This is a genomic window from Marinobacter azerbaijanicus (assembly GCF_030250645.1).
Lineage (GTDB): Bacteria > Pseudomonadota > Gammaproteobacteria > Pseudomonadales > Oleiphilaceae > Marinobacter > Marinobacter azerbaijanicus.
On record NZ_JASSVS010000006.1, the window covers coordinates 60594 to 76743 of the forward strand.

16 protein-coding genes are annotated in these 16150 nt (G+C 57.6%); 1 reads left to right on the top strand and 15 read right to left on the bottom strand.

The genetic code is table 11. The features are described 5' to 3' along the window. Nucleotides 1-185: 185 nt before the first annotated feature. From QPM17_RS12865 to zapE, 4 genes are all read right to left on the bottom strand, one after another. Nucleotides 186-1547 (bottom strand): DUF1329 domain-containing protein, encoded by a 1362-nt coding sequence (locus tag QPM17_RS12865; RefSeq protein ID WP_285391182.1) that lies wholly within the window; start codon nt 1545-1547, stop codon nt 186-188. Between the two features lie 33 nt (nt 1548-1580). After that, nucleotides 1581-3482: a DUF1302 domain-containing protein gene (locus QPM17_RS12870; RefSeq protein WP_285391183.1), complete on the bottom strand. Its 1902-nt coding sequence runs from the start codon at nt 3480-3482 to the stop codon at nt 1581-1583. A gap of 366 nt (nt 3483-3848) precedes the next feature. Beyond that, complete coding sequence (locus QPM17_RS12875; protein WP_285391184.1) at nt 3849-5033, bottom strand: thiolase family protein; 1185 nt, start codon at nt 5031-5033, stop codon at nt 3849-3851. A 194-nt stretch (nt 5034-5227) separates the two neighbouring features. Then, nucleotides 5228-6325 (bottom strand): cell division protein ZapE, encoded by a 1098-nt coding sequence (zapE, locus tag QPM17_RS12880; protein WP_285391461.1) that lies wholly within the window; start codon nt 6323-6325, stop codon nt 5228-5230. A 254-nt stretch (nt 6326-6579) separates the two neighbouring features. Between zapE and QPM17_RS12885 the strand changes: the two genes are divergently transcribed. Next, entirely contained in the window at nt 6580-7020 is a 441-nt protein-coding gene (locus QPM17_RS12885; protein ID WP_285391185.1) for a Z-ring associated ZapG family protein, read from the top strand. A gap of 40 nt (nt 7021-7060) precedes the next feature. On the opposite strand, the gene QPM17_RS12890 is transcribed toward QPM17_RS12885, so the two are convergent. The 11 genes from QPM17_RS12890 to QPM17_RS12940 form a co-directional block, all read right to left on the bottom strand. Continuing rightward, on the bottom strand, nt 7061-7804 hold the full coding sequence (locus tag QPM17_RS12890; RefSeq protein ID WP_285391186.1) for a Nif3-like dinuclear metal center hexameric protein: 744 nt from the start codon (nt 7802-7804) through the stop codon (nt 7061-7063). Between the two features lie 35 nt (nt 7805-7839). Continuing rightward, the gene (gene hisC / locus QPM17_RS12895; protein ID WP_285391187.1) at nt 7840-8895 is read right to left on the bottom strand and encodes a histidinol-phosphate transaminase; all 1056 of its coding nucleotides are present in this window, start codon (nt 8893-8895) and stop codon (nt 7840-7842) included. Between the two features lie 202 nt (nt 8896-9097). After that, nucleotides 9098-10405, bottom strand: a complete 1308-nt coding sequence (hisD, locus tag QPM17_RS12900) for a histidinol dehydrogenase (RefSeq protein WP_285391188.1) — start codon at nt 10403-10405, stop codon at nt 9098-9100. A 188-nt stretch (nt 10406-10593) separates the two neighbouring features. Continuing rightward, nucleotides 10594-11244 carry an ATP phosphoribosyltransferase gene (gene hisG / locus QPM17_RS12905; RefSeq protein WP_285391189.1) on the bottom strand — a complete coding sequence of 217 codons (651 nt, stop codon included), beginning with the start codon at nt 11242-11244 and terminating at the stop codon, nt 10594-10596. 22 nt (nt 11245-11266) lie between these two features. Next, entirely contained in the window at nt 11267-12529 is a 1263-nt protein-coding gene (murA, locus tag QPM17_RS12910; protein ID WP_285391190.1) for a UDP-N-acetylglucosamine 1-carboxyvinyltransferase, read from the bottom strand. Between the two features lie 27 nt (nt 12530-12556). Then, nucleotides 12557-12799: a BolA family protein gene (locus QPM17_RS12915; protein WP_285391191.1), complete on the bottom strand. Its 243-nt coding sequence runs from the start codon at nt 12797-12799 to the stop codon at nt 12557-12559. A gap of 61 nt (nt 12800-12860) precedes the next feature. Continuing rightward, nucleotides 12861-13202: an STAS domain-containing protein gene (locus QPM17_RS12920; protein WP_285391192.1), complete on the bottom strand. Its 342-nt coding sequence runs from the start codon at nt 13200-13202 to the stop codon at nt 12861-12863. Beyond that, nucleotides 13199-13852, bottom strand: a complete 654-nt coding sequence (locus QPM17_RS12925; protein WP_285391193.1) for an MlaC/ttg2D family ABC transporter substrate-binding protein — start codon at nt 13850-13852, stop codon at nt 13199-13201. Before QPM17_RS12925 ends, QPM17_RS12920 begins: the two co-directional genes overlap by 4 nt. A gap of 31 nt (nt 13853-13883) precedes the next feature. Then, nucleotides 13884-14333 carry an outer membrane lipid asymmetry maintenance protein MlaD gene (gene mlaD, locus QPM17_RS12930; RefSeq protein ID WP_285391194.1) on the bottom strand — a complete coding sequence of 150 codons (450 nt, stop codon included), beginning with the start codon at nt 14331-14333 and terminating at the stop codon, nt 13884-13886. Nucleotides 14334-14371: 38 nt separating this feature from the next. Then, nucleotides 14372-15151, bottom strand: a complete 780-nt coding sequence (gene mlaE / locus QPM17_RS12935; protein ID WP_285391195.1) for a lipid asymmetry maintenance ABC transporter permease subunit MlaE — start codon at nt 15149-15151, stop codon at nt 14372-14374. Then, nucleotides 15151-15963: an ATP-binding cassette domain-containing protein gene (locus QPM17_RS12940; protein WP_285391196.1), complete on the bottom strand. Its 813-nt coding sequence runs from the start codon at nt 15961-15963 to the stop codon at nt 15151-15153. The genes mlaE and QPM17_RS12940 overlap by 1 nt, the downstream gene beginning before the upstream one ends. Between the last annotated feature and the right edge of the window lie 187 nt (nt 15964-16150).

Consider the following 16150-nt stretch of genomic DNA (forward strand, 5'->3'; position numbering starts at 1 on the left):
GCGGCCCGTTATCCGGCAAATGTGATCTCTGCCTTGTCGTTATCATGGCGACCTGCATCGGGTACGCCTTTAGTATGAGTAGAGAGAGGTTAAACCAAAGCGGGGGTGGGCTGCAAAAACAAAAAAAACGGCGGGCCATGGCCCGCCGTTTTCACAACCCGGAATGACTCCGGTAAATCTGTACTCTAGCGTGTACCAGCCCTGCGCAGTGCTGCCGGGGTGTACTCACGGGAAGAGCGCTCAACACCAAATGTATAGGGGTCGGATTCCTCGTTGGTCAGGCCCAGCACCAGGTAGCGGCCAGACAACAGATCGTACAGGGTTTCGATGGCGTACCAGGGTACGTTCTGATCGTAGAACTGCATGCTGTGCGCTTCCGCGACACGCCACAGCTCACCACGGCCGTCGTAATGGTCGATCACTGTTGCCTGCCAGGAATCCTCATCGATATAGAAGTCACGCCGCGCGTAGATGTGGCGCTCGCCATCCTTCAGGGTAGCGCGCACATGCCATACACGGTGCAATTCGTAACGGGTGAGATCCTGATTGATGTGACCAGCCTTGATGATGTCGTCATAGTCCAGGTCACGGTCCACCAACTTGTAGGAGTTGTACGGAATGTACATTTCCTTCTTGCCTAACAGCTCCCAGTTGTAACGGTCAGGTGCGCCGTTGAACATGTCGAAGTTATCAGAGGTACGCATACCGTCGGCGGCAGTACCCGGGCCGTCATAAGCTACCTGAGGGGCGCGGCGTACACGGCGCTGACCGGCGTTGTATACCCACGCACGACGGGGCTCGGCCACCTGGTCAATGGTCTCGTGAACCAGCAGTACGTTACCTGCCAGACGGGCTGGCGCGGTGATTGCCTGCTTGAAATAGAACAGGACGTTCGGATCTTCGCCCGGCTCGTAGTCGGTCAGGTAAGTCCTCCAGGTCAGTTCGTCCTGGAATTTTACAACGCTGAAGGCACCACCTTCGGTCGGTGTAACCTGACCAACATTACGCATGACAGAGCCGCCACGGTAACGTGTGATGTGGTTCCAGATCACTTCCAGACCATTCTGGGGAATGGGGAAAGGTGTCGCGGTCTGGTAGTTGCCCAGTCCGTTGCCATCCTTGATCAGCTCCACTTCGGTGGCGTTCTCCACCGTTTCTTCCATCACGTGATCAGGATAGGCGGCCGTACGATGGGTCTCATACACCGGTATCTTGTAATCATCGTAACGGTTGATCATGGCAACCTGGCCCGGCGACAGTTTGTCTGCGTACTGGTCAACGTTGCTTTGATCAATGGTAAAGATCGGTTTTTCATCCGGGAACGGATTCACATAGATGCCATCGCCCTTGTAGCCTGCTGGTGGTGTGGTCAAACCACCATCCCAAGCCGGGATTTCATCGCCATTGCCAGCCTTCTCTGCGCCAATCGGCGTGAGTGAGTCACCCAGCTTGGCCGCTTCCTCTGCGGAAACGGCGCCAAAGGCACTGCCCGCAAACAGGGATGCGGACAGAATGCCAGTGGCCAGTAGCTTCTTGTTCAGTTTCATTTAAATTACCTCGTTAAACGAATTCGGGCCGAATCAGAATGAGTAGGAAACACTTGCACTCACAAAATCACGGTCGGTCAACTCGTTATACGGCTTGCCACCGAAAAAGTTTGTATAACCGATATTACCGGTTATGCGGTTCTGGTAAACAGCCTGCAGTGAGAGACCAATGGCCTTGTTACCTTCATTGAAGTTACCACCTGGCTGCGGCGCGTAACCCTGGACGTCATGACTCCAGGCCAACTGGGGTGACAGGTTGATGCCTGCAATCGCACTGGGATAGTCCCACACCAGACGGGTACGGTAGCCCCACGAGAAGGACGTGGTAAAGCCTTCGTTGTTACAGTAATTGGTGTTGATGTTGGCGCCAGCCGCACAGAAATCACCGGTGAAATTGGAGCCTTCGACCGGCAGCGTGCCAATACCGAAGGTACCGGAGCGACCATAACGGGCTTCGTCTTCATCGGGAAGGTCGTGCACGTAGGTAGCACCAAATTCCGTGATCAGGGACAGACGGCTTGCGCCCATGACCTGGTCGAAGAACTTGATCAGCGTGAACTGGGCCTGGGATACGTTAAACCTGTCGTAGCCGTCAACTGGCTTGCCGGCCAGGTTCGCACCCGGATTCTCTTCAAGGCGCTGCGCTTCCAGCTTACTGAGGGTCTCGCCGTTCGGGCCACGCTGCTGCAGGCCGCCGAAGATCAGCTCAAATGCGTTCCACTGAAGCGGCATATTGTCCCGGAAGCTGTATTCCGCACCCAGAGACCAGCCACCCGGAGTGGTGGTATTGATACTGATACCGTAGAGGTTGATGTTCTCCGGATACTCGATGAAGTAGCTGGGGAACGATGAAAACGGCTCGTTCGGATCGTTCTGCTGAGTGCCACTCGGTGAGGAGGGGTTGTTCACCAGGCCGCTGACGTAAGGCAGGCGGCTGTTGTACTTGATGTAGTAGAAACCGATTTCCGAATTGTTCAGTTCCGGCACGAACCAGCGCATAGCGACACCGAACTGGTCTTTGGAATCTGCCTCCTCGTCTGCCAGGCGTGGTGCCACGAAACCCTGGGCGAGGGCCTGTGAATCCGGCAAAGTACCTGCCAGCAATACCGGGCCACAGCCGTCTGCGGCGAAGTCATTGGTGGAGAAGAAGGTACCACAGTCATCAGGACGCACCGGCTCCCAGTCTGCCTGGACGAAGGCTTCAACGGTCACGTTCTCGGTAAGACCCACGGAGGTGTAGAACATCTCAACGGGCAGCAGCGCGTCTTTCAGCTCTGAGCCTGGAGCCCGGAAAGCCTGTACATCGATAGGGTTGATGGTGTTTATGCCGCCCTGAATGAACGTGCTCTCACCCCAGCTCAGCACCTGTTTGCCATAACGCAGACTCACCGGCGTGTTGCCGAGCCACCAGTCAGAGAAAACGTAGGCGTCAAGAATTTCGCCGCCGGAGGCATTGTCTTTGGCCTGTTCATTCAGTTCACGGCGCTGACCGACCGGGTCCACCGCCCTGTTCTCGTCTTTCAGCTCGAAGTCATACCAGTAGCGGCCGCGGGTAAAGGCTCCCACACGGTCAAGGTAATCGCCGCCAACGTTGTAGTTCAGGAACAACGAGGTGTTGCCCTTTACGATCTTGGAAACGGTATCCCCTTTTTCGAAGTTGAGGTTACCGTCGTCGTAGTTATTGGTGGAGGCGCCGATGTTTTCCATTGACCCGCCGGGGGCATATTCCGGGCCGAGGTTGCCCTGGGCAATCAGCCTTCTGTCGCGGTCCTGAGTCCGCCAGGTGGCGCCAGCTGACAACGTGGTGTCTAAAGAGGCTTCCACATCCCCCACATAAAACGAATAGGCTGCTGCCTGCCCGGATAGTCCGGCTGCAACTGCTACGGCCAGCGGCAATTTGGTCCACTGCTGCCATTGCTGTGTTTTTCTTGTCATTGGAAGGCTACTCCATTGTTGTTCTGAGTCGCTGCTCTGATTATTGGTGTTCACGATGTTTGGAGGCTTCATGCACAGTGCTCGTGATGTTCGCACTATAGCTAACGCCATCGGACGCTTTGATCAGTCAAAAGTATGATTTTACGATTACACCCCTCTCCGCGGCAGGCTTCCCTCGCACTGAGTCACTATAGTCAACATTTCAGGATGCAACCAGTTGGGCTGATAAGGGATTTAACTTCGGCGGAACGGCGAGAATGTAGGTCGGATTAGCCAAAGGCGTAATCCGACATGGGGAGTACTGCGCTGCCGGATTTGTCGGATTACGCTTCGCTAATCCGACCTACGGTTATAGCAGGACGGGGATCACAGCATTTCGATAGCCATGGCCGTGGCCTCACCACCACCGATACAAAGCGCTGCAACACCTTTCTTCTTGCCATAATGCTTCAGGGAGTGCATCAACGTTACCAGCAGACGGGAGCCGGTGGAGCCGACGGGGTGGCCCTGGGCGCAGGCACCGCCGTGGATGTTGACCTTCTCAGGGTCCAGGCCGAGCTCGCGAATGGGCATCATTGCGACCATGGCGAAGGCTTCGTTGATTTCGAACAGATCCACGTCGTCTTTGGTCCAGCCAGTTTTACCGAACAGGGTTTCGATGGCGCCGACAGGCGCACAGGTGAACTCGGACGGGTGCTGGGACTGGGTGCTGTGGGCAACGATTCTGGCCAGAGGTTTGAGGCCGCGTTTTTCTGCTTCGGATTCACGCATCAGCACCAGGGCTGACGCTCCATCGGAGATGGAAGAAGCGTTGGCAGCCGTGACCGTGCCGTCCTTGCTGAAGGCCGGACGCAGGCTCGGGATCTTGTCGATATTGGCGTTGTGGGGCTGCTCATCATCTTCTACAACCACCTCGCCTTTGCGGGTTTTCACGGTCACGGGGATGATCTCATCTTTGAGCAATCCCTCTTCGATGGCTTTCTTCGCGCGGGTGAGCGAGGTGATGGCGTATTCGTCCATTTCCTCGCGGGTATAGCCCTTCTTGTCCGCCATTTCCTGTGCGAACGCGCCCATCAGGCGGCCGGTTTCTGCGTCTTCCAGGCCATCAAGGAACATGTGATCCTGAGGCGCCTGCCCGGGCCCCATCCGATAGCCACTACGGACCCCCTGAAGGATATAGGGAGCGTTGGACATGCTCTCCATACCACCGGCAACCATGATGTCATTGCTGCCGGCCTTGATCACATCGTGAGCGAACATGGCGGCCTTCATGCCGGAACCGCAAAGCTTGTTGATGGTGGTGGCGCCGGTGCTGTCCGGAAGGCCTGCCTGGCGCATGGCCTGGCGGGCCGGACCCTGCTTGAGGCCGGCGGGCAGGACATTGCCCATAATGACTTCCTGCACGTCCGCCGGCTGCAGCCCGGCACGGCGGATGGCCTCTGCAATGCTGATGGCGCCCAGCTCCGGCGCGGAAACTGCGGCCAGACTTCCCTGGAAGCCGCCCATGGGGGTGCGTACACCGCTTACGATTACGACGTTGTCTGTGGTCATGATTGGGTCTCTCGTATCAATGTTGTTTGGGTGTCGGATTACGCCTTCGGCTAATCCGACCTACGGGTTCGATGTCAAGGGCCGAGTACTTTCGTAATGTCGGATTACGCTTCGCTAATCCGACCTACGGGTTTGGTGTCACGGGCTGAGTACTTTTGTAGGTCGGATTAGGCGAAGCCGTAATCCGACTTATTTCAGGCTCTGTGCGGTGCCTCAAGATACTCCCTGGACTGCATCTCCAATAACCGCGATTCGGTACGCTCAAACTCGAACCCGAGCCGTCCGCCGGCGTAAAGGTCGGTAATTGGCGCCTCTGCGGAAATAATGACTTTCACGTTGCGGTCGTAGAACTCGTCGATCAGGTTGATAAACCGCCGCGCCTGATCATCCTTGTCCTTTCCGAGGATCGGTACGTTGCTGATGATTACCGCATGAAATTCGCGGGCCAGTTCGATGTAGTCGTTCTGGCTCCGGGGGCCGTCGCAAAGGGCTTTGAAGTCAAACCAGACCACGTCGTCGGCGTGGCAGATGGCCCTGAGCTTGCGACCATTGATGTCCAGCTCCAGGCTATGGCTGCCGGCTTCCAGCGCAAGACTGTCATAGCTTTTCTGCAGGCTACTGTCGGCATCCCCGTCCAGGGGATAGTGATAGAGTTCCGCCTGCTCAAGGCTTCTGAGGCGATAGTCAACGCCTCCGTCCACGTTCACGACATCGGTATGTTTCTTGACCAGCTCGATGGCGGGCAGGAACCTCGCACGTTGCAGGCCGTCCTTGTAGAGACCGTCCGGCACAATATTGGAGGTACAGACCAGGGTGACGCCACGGCTGAAAAGGCCATCCATCAGGGTAGCCAGAATCATGGCGTCGCCAATGTCCGAAACAAAAAACTCGTCGAAGCAGATGACCCGGGTCTCATCGGCAAACTGCCTTGCCACCAGTTCCAGCGGATTTTTCTCGCCCTTCAGACCTTTCAGCTCCTTGTGCACCCGCTGCATGAAGCGGTGGAAGTGCACCCGCATCTTGCGATCAAATGGCAGTGATTCGTAGAAGGTATCCATCAGGTAGGTCTTGCCGCGACCAACCCCACCCCAGAAGTACAGGCCCTTGATCGGCTCCTCTCTGCCCTTTTTCAGCTTCAGCCGGAGTTTGACCATCGGTTTTTCCCGATCCCTTTCCGCCGCCACCAGTTTGTCGTACAGTGACTGCAAGCGGCGCACTGCGTCTTCCTGGGCGGAGTCGTGCTGGAATTCCGGCCGCTCAAGGTCTTGCTGGTATCGTTCCCATGGGGTCATATGGATGCACTTTTGGGGTGTCATTAAGGCGTTTCCCGAAGTATGGTCATTCATAACGGCGGCGTATTGTGGCCGATTTTGGCTTTTTTCGCCACGTTCCAGAGCTTTCCGGCACCGCGCGAACAGTAGCGGCAGGCGTGAGATACGTTGCAATACGACGATTGGCGCACGAGTGACTCGTGTGCGCAGAGGCTTTCGGGCGTTATACTCTTATTAACGGCATGGCCGATTCATCAAAAGGGACGACACAGCTTATGACAAACCTGATTCTGGCAGCTATCGCCGCATTGATTGTTGGCATTGTCATCGGGGTACTGGTTGGCCGCTCCGGTCAGGGCTCCACATTGCGGCAGCGCCGGGCTGAACAGCAGATTGAAGAGCTGAGGAACGAGTACACCCGCTATCAGGCCCAGGTCAACGAGCACTTCATGGAGTCTGCTCATCTGCTGCGCCGTTTCAACGACACCTATCGCGACGTGAACCAGCATATGGCCCGCGGGGCCAATCGTCTGTGCAACGACGAGGACTGGCTGCTGGAGCTGGAAAAGGATAATGCCCGCGCCCGCCTGGAAGAAGGTTCCGGCGACAAGGAGGGTGTAGAGCCGCCGAGGGACTATGCTCCCAAGAGCGACCCGAAGGAAAAGGGCACGCTGGCCGAGGATTTCGGGTTGGCTGAGAAGCAGCAGAAAGCCTGACGATTCCTGACCATCAGACGGGGTTTGTCAGACGGGCTAATCAAACAGGGTTATCGCAGTCGATAAACCGGTGGCTTACCCCGAATGTTTTCTCCAGGGCCCGCCCCAGGGCCTGAACGCCGTAACGCTCTGTGGCGTGATGCCCGGCCGCGTAGTAGTGAATGCCGCACTCGCGGGCGGTATGCGTCGTAGGTTCTGAAATCTCACCACTAATGTAGGCATCCAGCCCGGCATCCAAGGCCTTATCGATGAAGCCCTGGGCCGCACCGGTACACCAGCCAACCCGTGATATCTGGGCCGGACCATCCCCCACCCACATGGGGGTGCGGGCGAGCTGGCTGCCAATCAGCTCTGCAAAGGCCGCGGGCGCCATCGGCCTGTCCAGCTCGCCCTGCCAGACCAGGCCGCCCAGTGGCCGGGGGTTACGAATACCGAGCACATCGGCCAACTGGCGGTTATTGCCGTAGTCCGGATGATCATCCAGCGGCAGATGGTAGGCCACCAGATTGATGTCGTGATCCAGCAGGCGCTTGATGCGCTCGCGCTTCATGCCACGGATGGCCTGGTCCTCACCTTTCCAGAAGTAACCATGGTGCACCAGGATCATGTCGGCACCGGCTTCGACAGCTGCGTCAACCAGGGCCTGCGAGGCGGTTACGCCACTGATGATGGTGTTCACCTCTTCCCTTCCCTCGACCTGCAGGCCATTGGGGCAGTAGTCCTGGAAATTTTCAGGGGCGAGCCATTCATTCAGAGTGCGGAGGATCTCGTTGCGCGATGCCATGGGGTCTCCGTTTTCAGTATCTGGAATTTATCGCACTACACCAGTGCCTTCAGGCATTCGATCAGCCGTTTGTTCTGGTCTGCCGTGCCGGTGGTGATACGCAGGAACTCTGAAATTCTGGGTTTGTTAAAGTGCCGAACAATCACGCCCTGCTCTCGCAACCCTCTGGCGAGCGCCTCTCCAGCATGGTGGGGGTGACGGGCAAAGATGAAGTTGGCCCTGGAGGGCAGAACTTCGAACCCCAGGGACTCAAGCTTTGACGTGACCCATTCCCGCTCACCGATCACACCCTCACAGGTGGCGCGGAACCAGGCTTCATCATTAAATGCAGCGATGGCGCCTGCCTGCGCAAGGCGGTCAAGCGGGTAGGAGTTGAAGCTGTTCTTTACCCGGTTCAGGGCTTCGATGAGCTCGGCGCTGCCAATGGCAAAGCCTACCCGCAATCCGGCCAGGGAGCGCGCCTTGGACAGGGTCTGGCTGACCAGCAGGTTGGGATACTTTCCCACAAGTTTAATCGCGCTTTCGCCACCGAAGTCCACGTAGGCCTCGTCCACAACCACAACGCGATCCGGGTTGGCGGCCACAATGGCTTCAACCTTTTCCAGTGCCAGGTATCGGCCGGTTGGTGCGTTGGGGTTGGGAAAGATGATGCCACCGTTAGACTGCTTGTAGTCTTCGGGGTCAATTTCGAAGCTGTCGGTCAGCGGTACGGCTTTGCCTTCGATGTTGTAGAGGCCGCAGTACACCGGGTAGAAGCTGTAGGTAATGTCCGGGTAGAGGACCGGCTGGTCATGCTGGAACAGGCCATAGAAGATGTGGGCCAGCACTTCGTCGGAGCCGTTGCCAAGGAAGACCTGATCGCTCTGGACGCCATAGTACTGGGCGATCGTGCTTTTCAGCGCCTCCCCTTCGGGGTCCGGGTAGAGCCTGAGGTTGTCGTTGAGCTCAGCGGTAATGGCCTCGACGACCTTCGGCGAGGGGCCGAAGGGGTTCTCGTTGGTATTCAGCTTCACCAGATTGGCCATTTTCGGCTGCTCCCCCGGAACATAGGGGGTCAGCTTCGCAACCAGTGGACTCCAGAACTTGCTCATCTTGATGTCTACTCCGTGGAAACGGGCGGCGGGGCTACCCTCCCGCCCTCGCAGTCTTTGGCAGCGGCCTTCTCAAAACGTAGGTCGGATTAGGCCCAAAGGGCCGTAATCCGACAACCCAGCCGGCAACAAGCCAGGTCAAACCCAGCACTTGCCGACAAAATCTGCCTGTCGGATTACGCTGCGCTAATCCGACCTACTCCTACTCCTTGATCCTGTACTCCGCTGACCGTGCATGCGCTGTAAGCCCCTCACCCCGGGCCAACACCGACGCCACTCGTCCCATCCGGTCGGCACCAGCCGCAGAAAATCCGATAATGGATGAGCGCTTCTGGAAATCGTATACGCCAAGCGGCGAGGAGAAGCGTGCTGTACCGGAAGTCGGCAATACGTGGTTAGGCCCGGCGCAGTAATCGCCCAGCGCCTCAGCCGTATACCGGCCCATAAAGATAGCGCCGGCATGGCGAATTTCTTCCACCAGGGCCTCCGGGTTTTCCACGGAGAGCTCAAGGTGCTCCGGCGCAATGCGGTTGGAAACCCGGGCGGCCTCAGACAGATCCGCCACCTGAATCAATGCGGCGCGGTCGGTCATGGAGGTGGCAATAATCTCGGAACGCTCCATGGTGGGCAGCAGTTTGTTGATGCTGGCTTCCACCGCGTCGAGAAACTCTGCATCCGGGCTGATCAGAATGGATTGCGCCTGCTCGTCGTGCTCGGCCTGGGAGAACAGGTCCATGGCGATCCAGTCCGGGTCGGTCTTGCCATCGCAGATCACCAGGATTTCCGACGGTCCGGCAATCATGTCGATGCCGACGGTGCCAAACACTTCACGCTTGGCGGTGGCGACAAAAATATTGCCGGGACCGACGATTTTATCAACGGCGGGGATAGTCTCCGTACCGTATGCAAGCGCGCCAACCGCCTGGGCTCCGCCCACACAGAACACACGGTCCACGCCAGCAATTGCAGCGGAGGCCAGGACCATATCGTTCACCACACCATCCGGAGTAGGAACAACCATGATCACCTCACCGACTCCGGCAACTTTTGCCGGGATGGCGTTCATCAGCACGGAGGATGGATAGGCGGCCTTGCCACCAGGCACATACAAACCAGCCCGATCCAGCGGCGTCACCTTCTGCCCTAGGACCGTGCCGTCTTCATCTTTGTACTGCCAGGACTTCTGGTTCTGACGCTCGTGGTAGTCCCGAACCCGCTCGGCGGCTTTCTCAAGCGCAACACGCTGACCCTGGGGAATAGCCTCCAAGGCCTGCCGCAGCCTGTCCTGACCTATTTCCAGCTCAGCTACTGAGTCAACCTTCAAACGGTCAAACTTCTCGGTAAATTCCAGAACCGCCGCATCACCACGGGTTTTAACCTGATGCAGGATATGACGAACCGACTCATTCACCTGATGATCAACACTGTCTTCCCACGCCAGCAACGCGGCCAGCGCATTGTCAAAGTCTCCTTGGGAAGCGTCTAATCGTTTGATGCTGATATCGGTCATTTCATCTTTCCTGCTGTGCGAAGAATCTATCCGCGGTTTGAAACGTGTTATTGGCCTGAGGATACGGAAAAGGCCCGGGAACGGGTCAGGAAGGGCTTTCCAAAACTGTGCGGAGCCAGGGATGGCGGAGCCCAAGCGCCACATGGATGTGCTTGAGCGTGTTTTGGAAAGCCCTTCCTGAGCCGTTCTTACTCCGAAATCTGCCGGCGTTTTTCAACAGCCGCAGACATCTTCTCAATTATGGGGTTAATACCCGCGTGTTTCATCTTCATGGACGCACGATTAACAACCAGACGACTACTGATGTGCTCAATGAGCTCGCGGGGCTCGAGACCGTTTGCCTTAAGAGTGTTGCCCGTATCAACAATGTCGACAATCTCATCGGCAAGGCCGAGAATCGGTGCAAGCTCCATAGCACCGTACAGTTTGATGATATCGGCCTGCCGCCCCTGAGCGGAATAATAACGGCGCGCCAGATTCACAAACTTGGTGGCAACCCGCAGGCGGCCTTCCGGAGCCTCGGTGTCTTTCTTGCCAGCGGTCATCAACCGACACCGCGAGATGTTCAGATCCAGCGGCTCGTAAAGGCCGTCTCCACCATGCTCCATCAACACATCCTTGCCGGTAACGCCCAGATCGGCCCCGCCATATTGAACATAGGTGGGCACGTCGGTTGCGCGGAGAATCAACACGCGCACGTTCGGGTCCGTGGTGGGAAACACCAGTTTCCGGGACTTTTTTACGTCGTCGACCAGCTCAATGCCGGCTTCTTTGAGCAGCGGCAGGGTCTCGTCGAGGATTCGCCCCTTCGACAGTGCGATGGTGATGGAGTCAGTCATGCGTCCTTCCGGTTCAATGGGTTCAGCCTGGCAGGCGGCGGATACTGGCGCCCAGCAGCTGCAGTTTTTCTTCGATACACTCGTAACCGCGGTCAATATGATAGATACGGTCCACGATGGTGTCGCCGTCAGCTACCAGCCCGGCAATCACCAGGCTTGCGGAGGCCCGCAGGTCGGTCGCCATTACCGGAGCCCCGGTGAGATGGTCCACGCCCTTGATGATGGCCGCATTGCCTTCGAGGGTTATGTCCGCACCCATGCGGATCAGCTCCTGCAGGTGCATGAACCGGTTCTCAAAAACCGTTTCCACGATGGTACCTGTGCCTTCGCCCACAGCGTTCATAGCCGCAAACTGAGCCTGCATGTCCGTGGGAAACGCAGGGTATGGCGCAGTCCGGATATTCACCGCCCTGGGCTGGTTCCCTTTCATGTCCAGGGAAATCCAGTCCTTGCCGGTGTCGATATGGGCGCCCGCTTCTTCGAGCTTCAGCAGGACAGCTTCCAGCAGGTCCTCACGGGTATCCTTGAGCTTTACCCGGCCCCGGGAAGCGGCGGCTGCAACCAGGTAGGTGCCGGTTTCGACACGGTCCGGCAGCACGTCGTAATGACAGCCGTGAAGCCGCTCAACGCCATTGATTTCAATCGTCGCGGAGCCATGCCCCTTGATGTCGGCACCCATGGCAATCAGACACTCGGCCAGGTCCACCACTTCCGGTTCACGCGCGGCGTTTTCGAGAATGGTTTTACCGTCCGCCAGCGCCGCGGCCATCATCAGGTTCTCGGTACCGGTCACGGTGACGGTATCCAGGAAAATGTGGGCGCCTTTCAGGCGACCGTTGGTTTTTGCCTTGATATAGCCGTTTTCCACCTTGATCTCGGCACCCATCATTTCCAGGCCGTGGATATGCAGGTTCACCGGCCGGCTGCCAATGGCACAACCACCAGGCAGGGACACTTCCGCCTCGCCAAAGTGCGCCACCAGCGGGCCCAGCACCAGGATGGAGGCGCGCATGGTTTTCACCAGCTCATAGGGGGCATGAAACTGCTTGATGGTGTTGGCGTGGACTTCGACGCTCATCTTCTCGTCGATCATCAGTTCCACACCCATGCGACCAAGCAGCTCGATCATGGTGGTAACGTCGTTCAGGTGCGGCAGGTTGCCCACGGTCACCGGTTCGTCCGCCAGCAGGGTCGCTGCCAGAATCGGGAGCGCAGCGTTCTTGGCGCCGGAAATCCGGATTTCGCCATCAAGAGGCTTACGGCCCCTGATCAGAAGTTTATCCACAATTAAGTCCTGTTGTTTGCGGGCATATCAGCCCTGGCGCGCGGCCCACTCAGCCGGGGTAAAGGCTTTCGGGTGCAGGGCGTGAATGGTGCCGTCGACAATATGCTGGAAAAGCGCCTTGTTGATCAGCTGTTGCCGCTTGATCGTCGGCAAGCCTTCAAAAACATCACCAACCACAACGACCATGTAATGGTTGCCGTCAACCTGCACCTGAACCTCACAATCGGGCAGTGCCTCTTTAACCAGTTCGGCAACTTCGGTGGCTTCCATAAATAAATCCTCGGGCGTTTTTAAATCAGGGGCGAGATTGTAACCAATTATGGCGTCCGGGTCAGCTCTGGTGCTGGTTTTCAGAGGGGTCCTGCAGCGGGAAGCCCGGCAACTGGCCATCAAGACCGCACAACGCCGCGAGCGAGCCCAGCCTGTCACCGACACCTGCAAAGCGAAGCGTCTGGTTGCGACTGCGGGCCAGTCGCTGCCAACAAAGCAAAAGGGAGAGCACAACGCTATGGGCGGTGCTCATTTCAGACAGATCCACAACCAGGTCCGCTGCGCTGTCCCTGATAAGCGCTTCGCCCTCTTTCCTGAGCGTAACCACGGTCAGCGGGTCAATATGACCACTGACCACCAGCCGGTCCTCTTCAAGGGTGACGGTTGCCTGAGCCGGCGTCATGACTTGTCGACTTCGTCTTCCAGATTCAGGGAGTCAACGGCATCTCCCCAGCCGTCGATCACGGCCTGGATTTCACCGCCATTTTTCTCCATTTCCTGACTGAAGCGGTCACGGAACGCCAGCCCGATGTTCACGCCCTCAACAATCACATTTTCCATCATCCAGCGCCCCTCCTCGGTCTTGTACATGGAATAGGCCACCGGATACCGGTTGCCCGAGGCACTGATTACTTCCATGCGCACAGACGCACGCCCGTCATTGTTCGGATTGATAACGGCGTCCTTGACCTCGATGGTGAAGTCCTCGGTGCTGACCAGTGCCTGGGCATAGCTGTCAAACAGGCTGCGCTTGAACTTTTCCACGAACTCGTCGCGCTGCTCGGGAGTCGTCTGCCGCGCGTAGCGCCCCATCACCCGGGCAGCAATCCGGCGGAAATCAACGAAGTTTTTCAGTTCTTCGTCCATGCTCTGATAGAAAGCTTGCGGGTCCTCTTCATACAGGCCTTTCTCGTCGTGGAGCTTGTCGACCAGCCGCTGGGTGTTTTTATCGACGTACTCGCGCAGTTCCTCCTCCGGGCCGGCGTGTGCCGGGAGCGCCAGAACGGTCATCAGCAATGCAAAAAACAGCAGGCTGTGTCTTATCAGAACCATGGTTATCTCCTGTAAACCACTTGCTTTCGTTTTACTGCCCGGAGGCAAAGTTGGATATCATTCGCTCAAGGTTCATGGCGGACTGAGTGGAGTAAAAGGTGTCCCCATCACCGAGGGATTCCATGTCGCCGCCCACCGATATATCAATGTACTGTTCCCCGAGCAGGCCGGATGTACGTATTACTGCAGCGCTGTCAGCGGGAATGTTATCCACGCTTGCATCCACGTCGATAACCACCCGTGCCTGGAAGGTCTCCCGGTTCAGCGTGATCTCCCTGATCTTGCCAACTGTCACGCCGGCCATGGAGACCTTCGCCCGGGGCGTCAGGCCACCGGCATCATTGAAGTTTGCGTAGAGCGTGTAGGAACTTTCCGGCGCTTTCAGGGTGAGTCCGCTGACCTGCAAGGCCAGGACCATCATGGCGGCAATGCCGGCGACCATGAAAAGCCCCACAATGACTTCTACTGTTCTCTGTGCCATTACGGCCCCCTGTTTCCTGATGTATCAGTATACCGCGATCAGAAGTCACCAAACATGACGGCGGTAAGCACAAAATCCAGCCCGAGTACGGCCAGCGACGAATACACCACCGTTTTGGTGGTCGCGGAACTGATGCCGGCCGAGGTGGGCACACAGTCATAACCCTGGTAGACCGCAATCCAGGTGCAGACAAACCCGAAGACGATACTCTTGATAACCCCGTTCAGAACGTCAGAGGTGAAGCTTACCGAAGACTGCATATTACCCCAGAACGAGCCTTCGAAGACGCCCAGCCATTCGACGCCCACCATCATGCCGCCCCAGATTCCCACCACCGAGAACACTGCCGCCAATACGGGAACCGCAATGAACCCGGCCCAGAGTCTTGGAGCAATCACCCGGCGAAGTGGATCCACCCCCATCATTTCCATGCTGGAGAGCTGTTCGGTGGTTTTCATCAGGCCAATTTCAGCGGTCAGGGCCGATCCTGCGCGACCGGCGAACAGCAGGGCCGTCACCACCGGCCCCAGCTCACGCACCAGCGTCAGGGCAATCATCTGACCAATCGCCGCTTCCGAGCCGTAATCACTGAGAATGGTGTACCCCTGCAGCCCCAGCACCATGCCGATGAACAGGCCGGAAACCACAATGATCGCCAGGGACAGCACGCCAATGGAATACAACTGCCTGAGCAACAGCGGGAAGCCGACCGACGGTTTTGGGACACCGCCCACAACCCCCGCCAGGAAGCGTCCTGAACGCCCCAATGAAGCAAGAATGTCGAGCCCCCGCCGACCGAAACTCGCCAGCTTTTCCATCAATCACCCCTCCCGGCTATACCCCAGTCCTGGCCGGCGTCCGCAGCCGGGTAGTGGAATGGTACCGGGCCATCCGGATGGCCGTGCAGAAACTGCTGGACCCGCTGCGATGGGTGCTCCCGGAGTTCTTCCGGCGTGCCATCACCGATAACCTGCCCGTCAGCGACAATGCAGGCGTAGTGGCAGATGCTCAGGGACTCCTGGACATCATGGGAGACCATCACGCTGGTCAGCCCCATGGAGCTGTTGAGATCCCGGATCAGTTTGATCAGTACACCCATGGCAATCGGGTCCTGACCGGTAAAAGGTTCATCGTACATGATCAGCTCCGGGTCCAGCGCGATGCTGCGAGCCAGGGCCACCCTGCGCGTCATCCCCCCGGACAGTTCTGCCGGCATCAGCTCGCGGGCTCCCCGCAGACCGACTGCCTCCAATTTCATCAGTACGATGTCACGGATCATGTCTTCCGGCAGGGCGGTGTGAACGCGAAGCGGAAACGCCACGTTCTCGAACACGCTGAGGTCTGTAAAAAGAGCGCCGCTCTGGAACAGCATGCCCATTTTCTCCCGCAGGCGGTACAGATCCTTGCGCTTGAGCCGGGGAACATTCTCTCCTGCGACGCTGATGGTGCCGGAGTCGGGCCGCAGCTGACCGCCAATAAGCCTGAGCAGCGTGGTCTTGCCGGTGCCACTCGGGCCCATGATGGCGGTTATTTTGCCGCGGGGAATATCCAGGCTGACCCCATCGAAGATACGGCGATCACCGCGGGTAAAAACCACGTCTCTCAGTTCGATGTACGGGGATGTATCCATACCTGTTTCCAGCAGCCGCCTTGGTGTCAAAATAGTTGGCTACATTATGCGAACCTGCTGACAACCTCAATCCATCCTTCGCAAAATGAACGGATGTCAATGATCAGATTTGCTGAACGTCTTGTCAGAAAGGCAGCCAAAGCCATTGAAGTGATATACTCTCGCCACGATGAAAAGCATTAACATT

Coding starts and splice junctions, on each gene's coding strand:
- QPM17_RS12865 (WP_285391182.1), bottom strand. CDS start 1,547: ATGAAACTGAACAAGAAGCTACTGGCCACTGGCATTCTGTCCGCATCC.
- QPM17_RS12870 (WP_285391183.1), bottom strand. CDS start 3,482: ATGACAAGAAAAACACAGCAATGGCAGCAGTGGACCAAATTGCCGCTG.
- QPM17_RS12875 (WP_285391184.1), bottom strand. CDS start 5,033: ATGACCACAGACAACGTCGTAATCGTAAGCGGTGTACGCACCCCCATG.
- zapE (WP_285391461.1), bottom strand. CDS start 6,325: ATGACCCCATGGGAACGATACCAGCAAGACCTTGAGCGGCCGGAATTC.
- QPM17_RS12885 (WP_285391185.1), top strand. CDS start 6,580: ATGACAAACCTGATTCTGGCAGCTATCGCCGCATTGATTGTTGGCATT.
- QPM17_RS12890 (WP_285391186.1), bottom strand. CDS start 7,804: ATGGCATCGCGCAACGAGATCCTCCGCACTCTGAATGAATGGCTCGCC.
- hisC (WP_285391187.1), bottom strand. CDS start 8,895: ATGAGCAAGTTCTGGAGTCCACTGGTTGCGAAGCTGACCCCCTATGTT.
- hisD (WP_285391188.1), bottom strand. CDS start 10,405: ATGACCGATATCAGCATCAAACGATTAGACGCTTCCCAAGGAGACTTT.
- hisG (WP_285391189.1), bottom strand. CDS start 11,244: ATGACTGACTCCATCACCATCGCACTGTCGAAGGGGCGAATCCTCGAC.
- QPM17_RS12915 (WP_285391191.1), bottom strand. CDS start 12,799: ATGGAAGCCACCGAAGTTGCCGAACTGGTTAAAGAGGCACTGCCCGAT.
- QPM17_RS12920 (WP_285391192.1), bottom strand. CDS start 13,202: ATGACGCCGGCTCAGGCAACCGTCACCCTTGAAGAGGACCGGCTGGTG.
- QPM17_RS12925 (WP_285391193.1), bottom strand. CDS start 13,852: ATGGTTCTGATAAGACACAGCCTGCTGTTTTTTGCATTGCTGATGACC.
- mlaD (WP_285391194.1), bottom strand. CDS start 14,333: ATGGCACAGAGAACAGTAGAAGTCATTGTGGGGCTTTTCATGGTCGCC.
- mlaE (WP_285391195.1), bottom strand. CDS start 15,151: ATGGAAAAGCTGGCGAGTTTCGGTCGGCGGGGGCTCGACATTCTTGCT.
- QPM17_RS12940 (WP_285391196.1), bottom strand. CDS start 15,963: ATGGATACATCCCCGTACATCGAACTGAGAGACGTGGTTTTTACCCGC.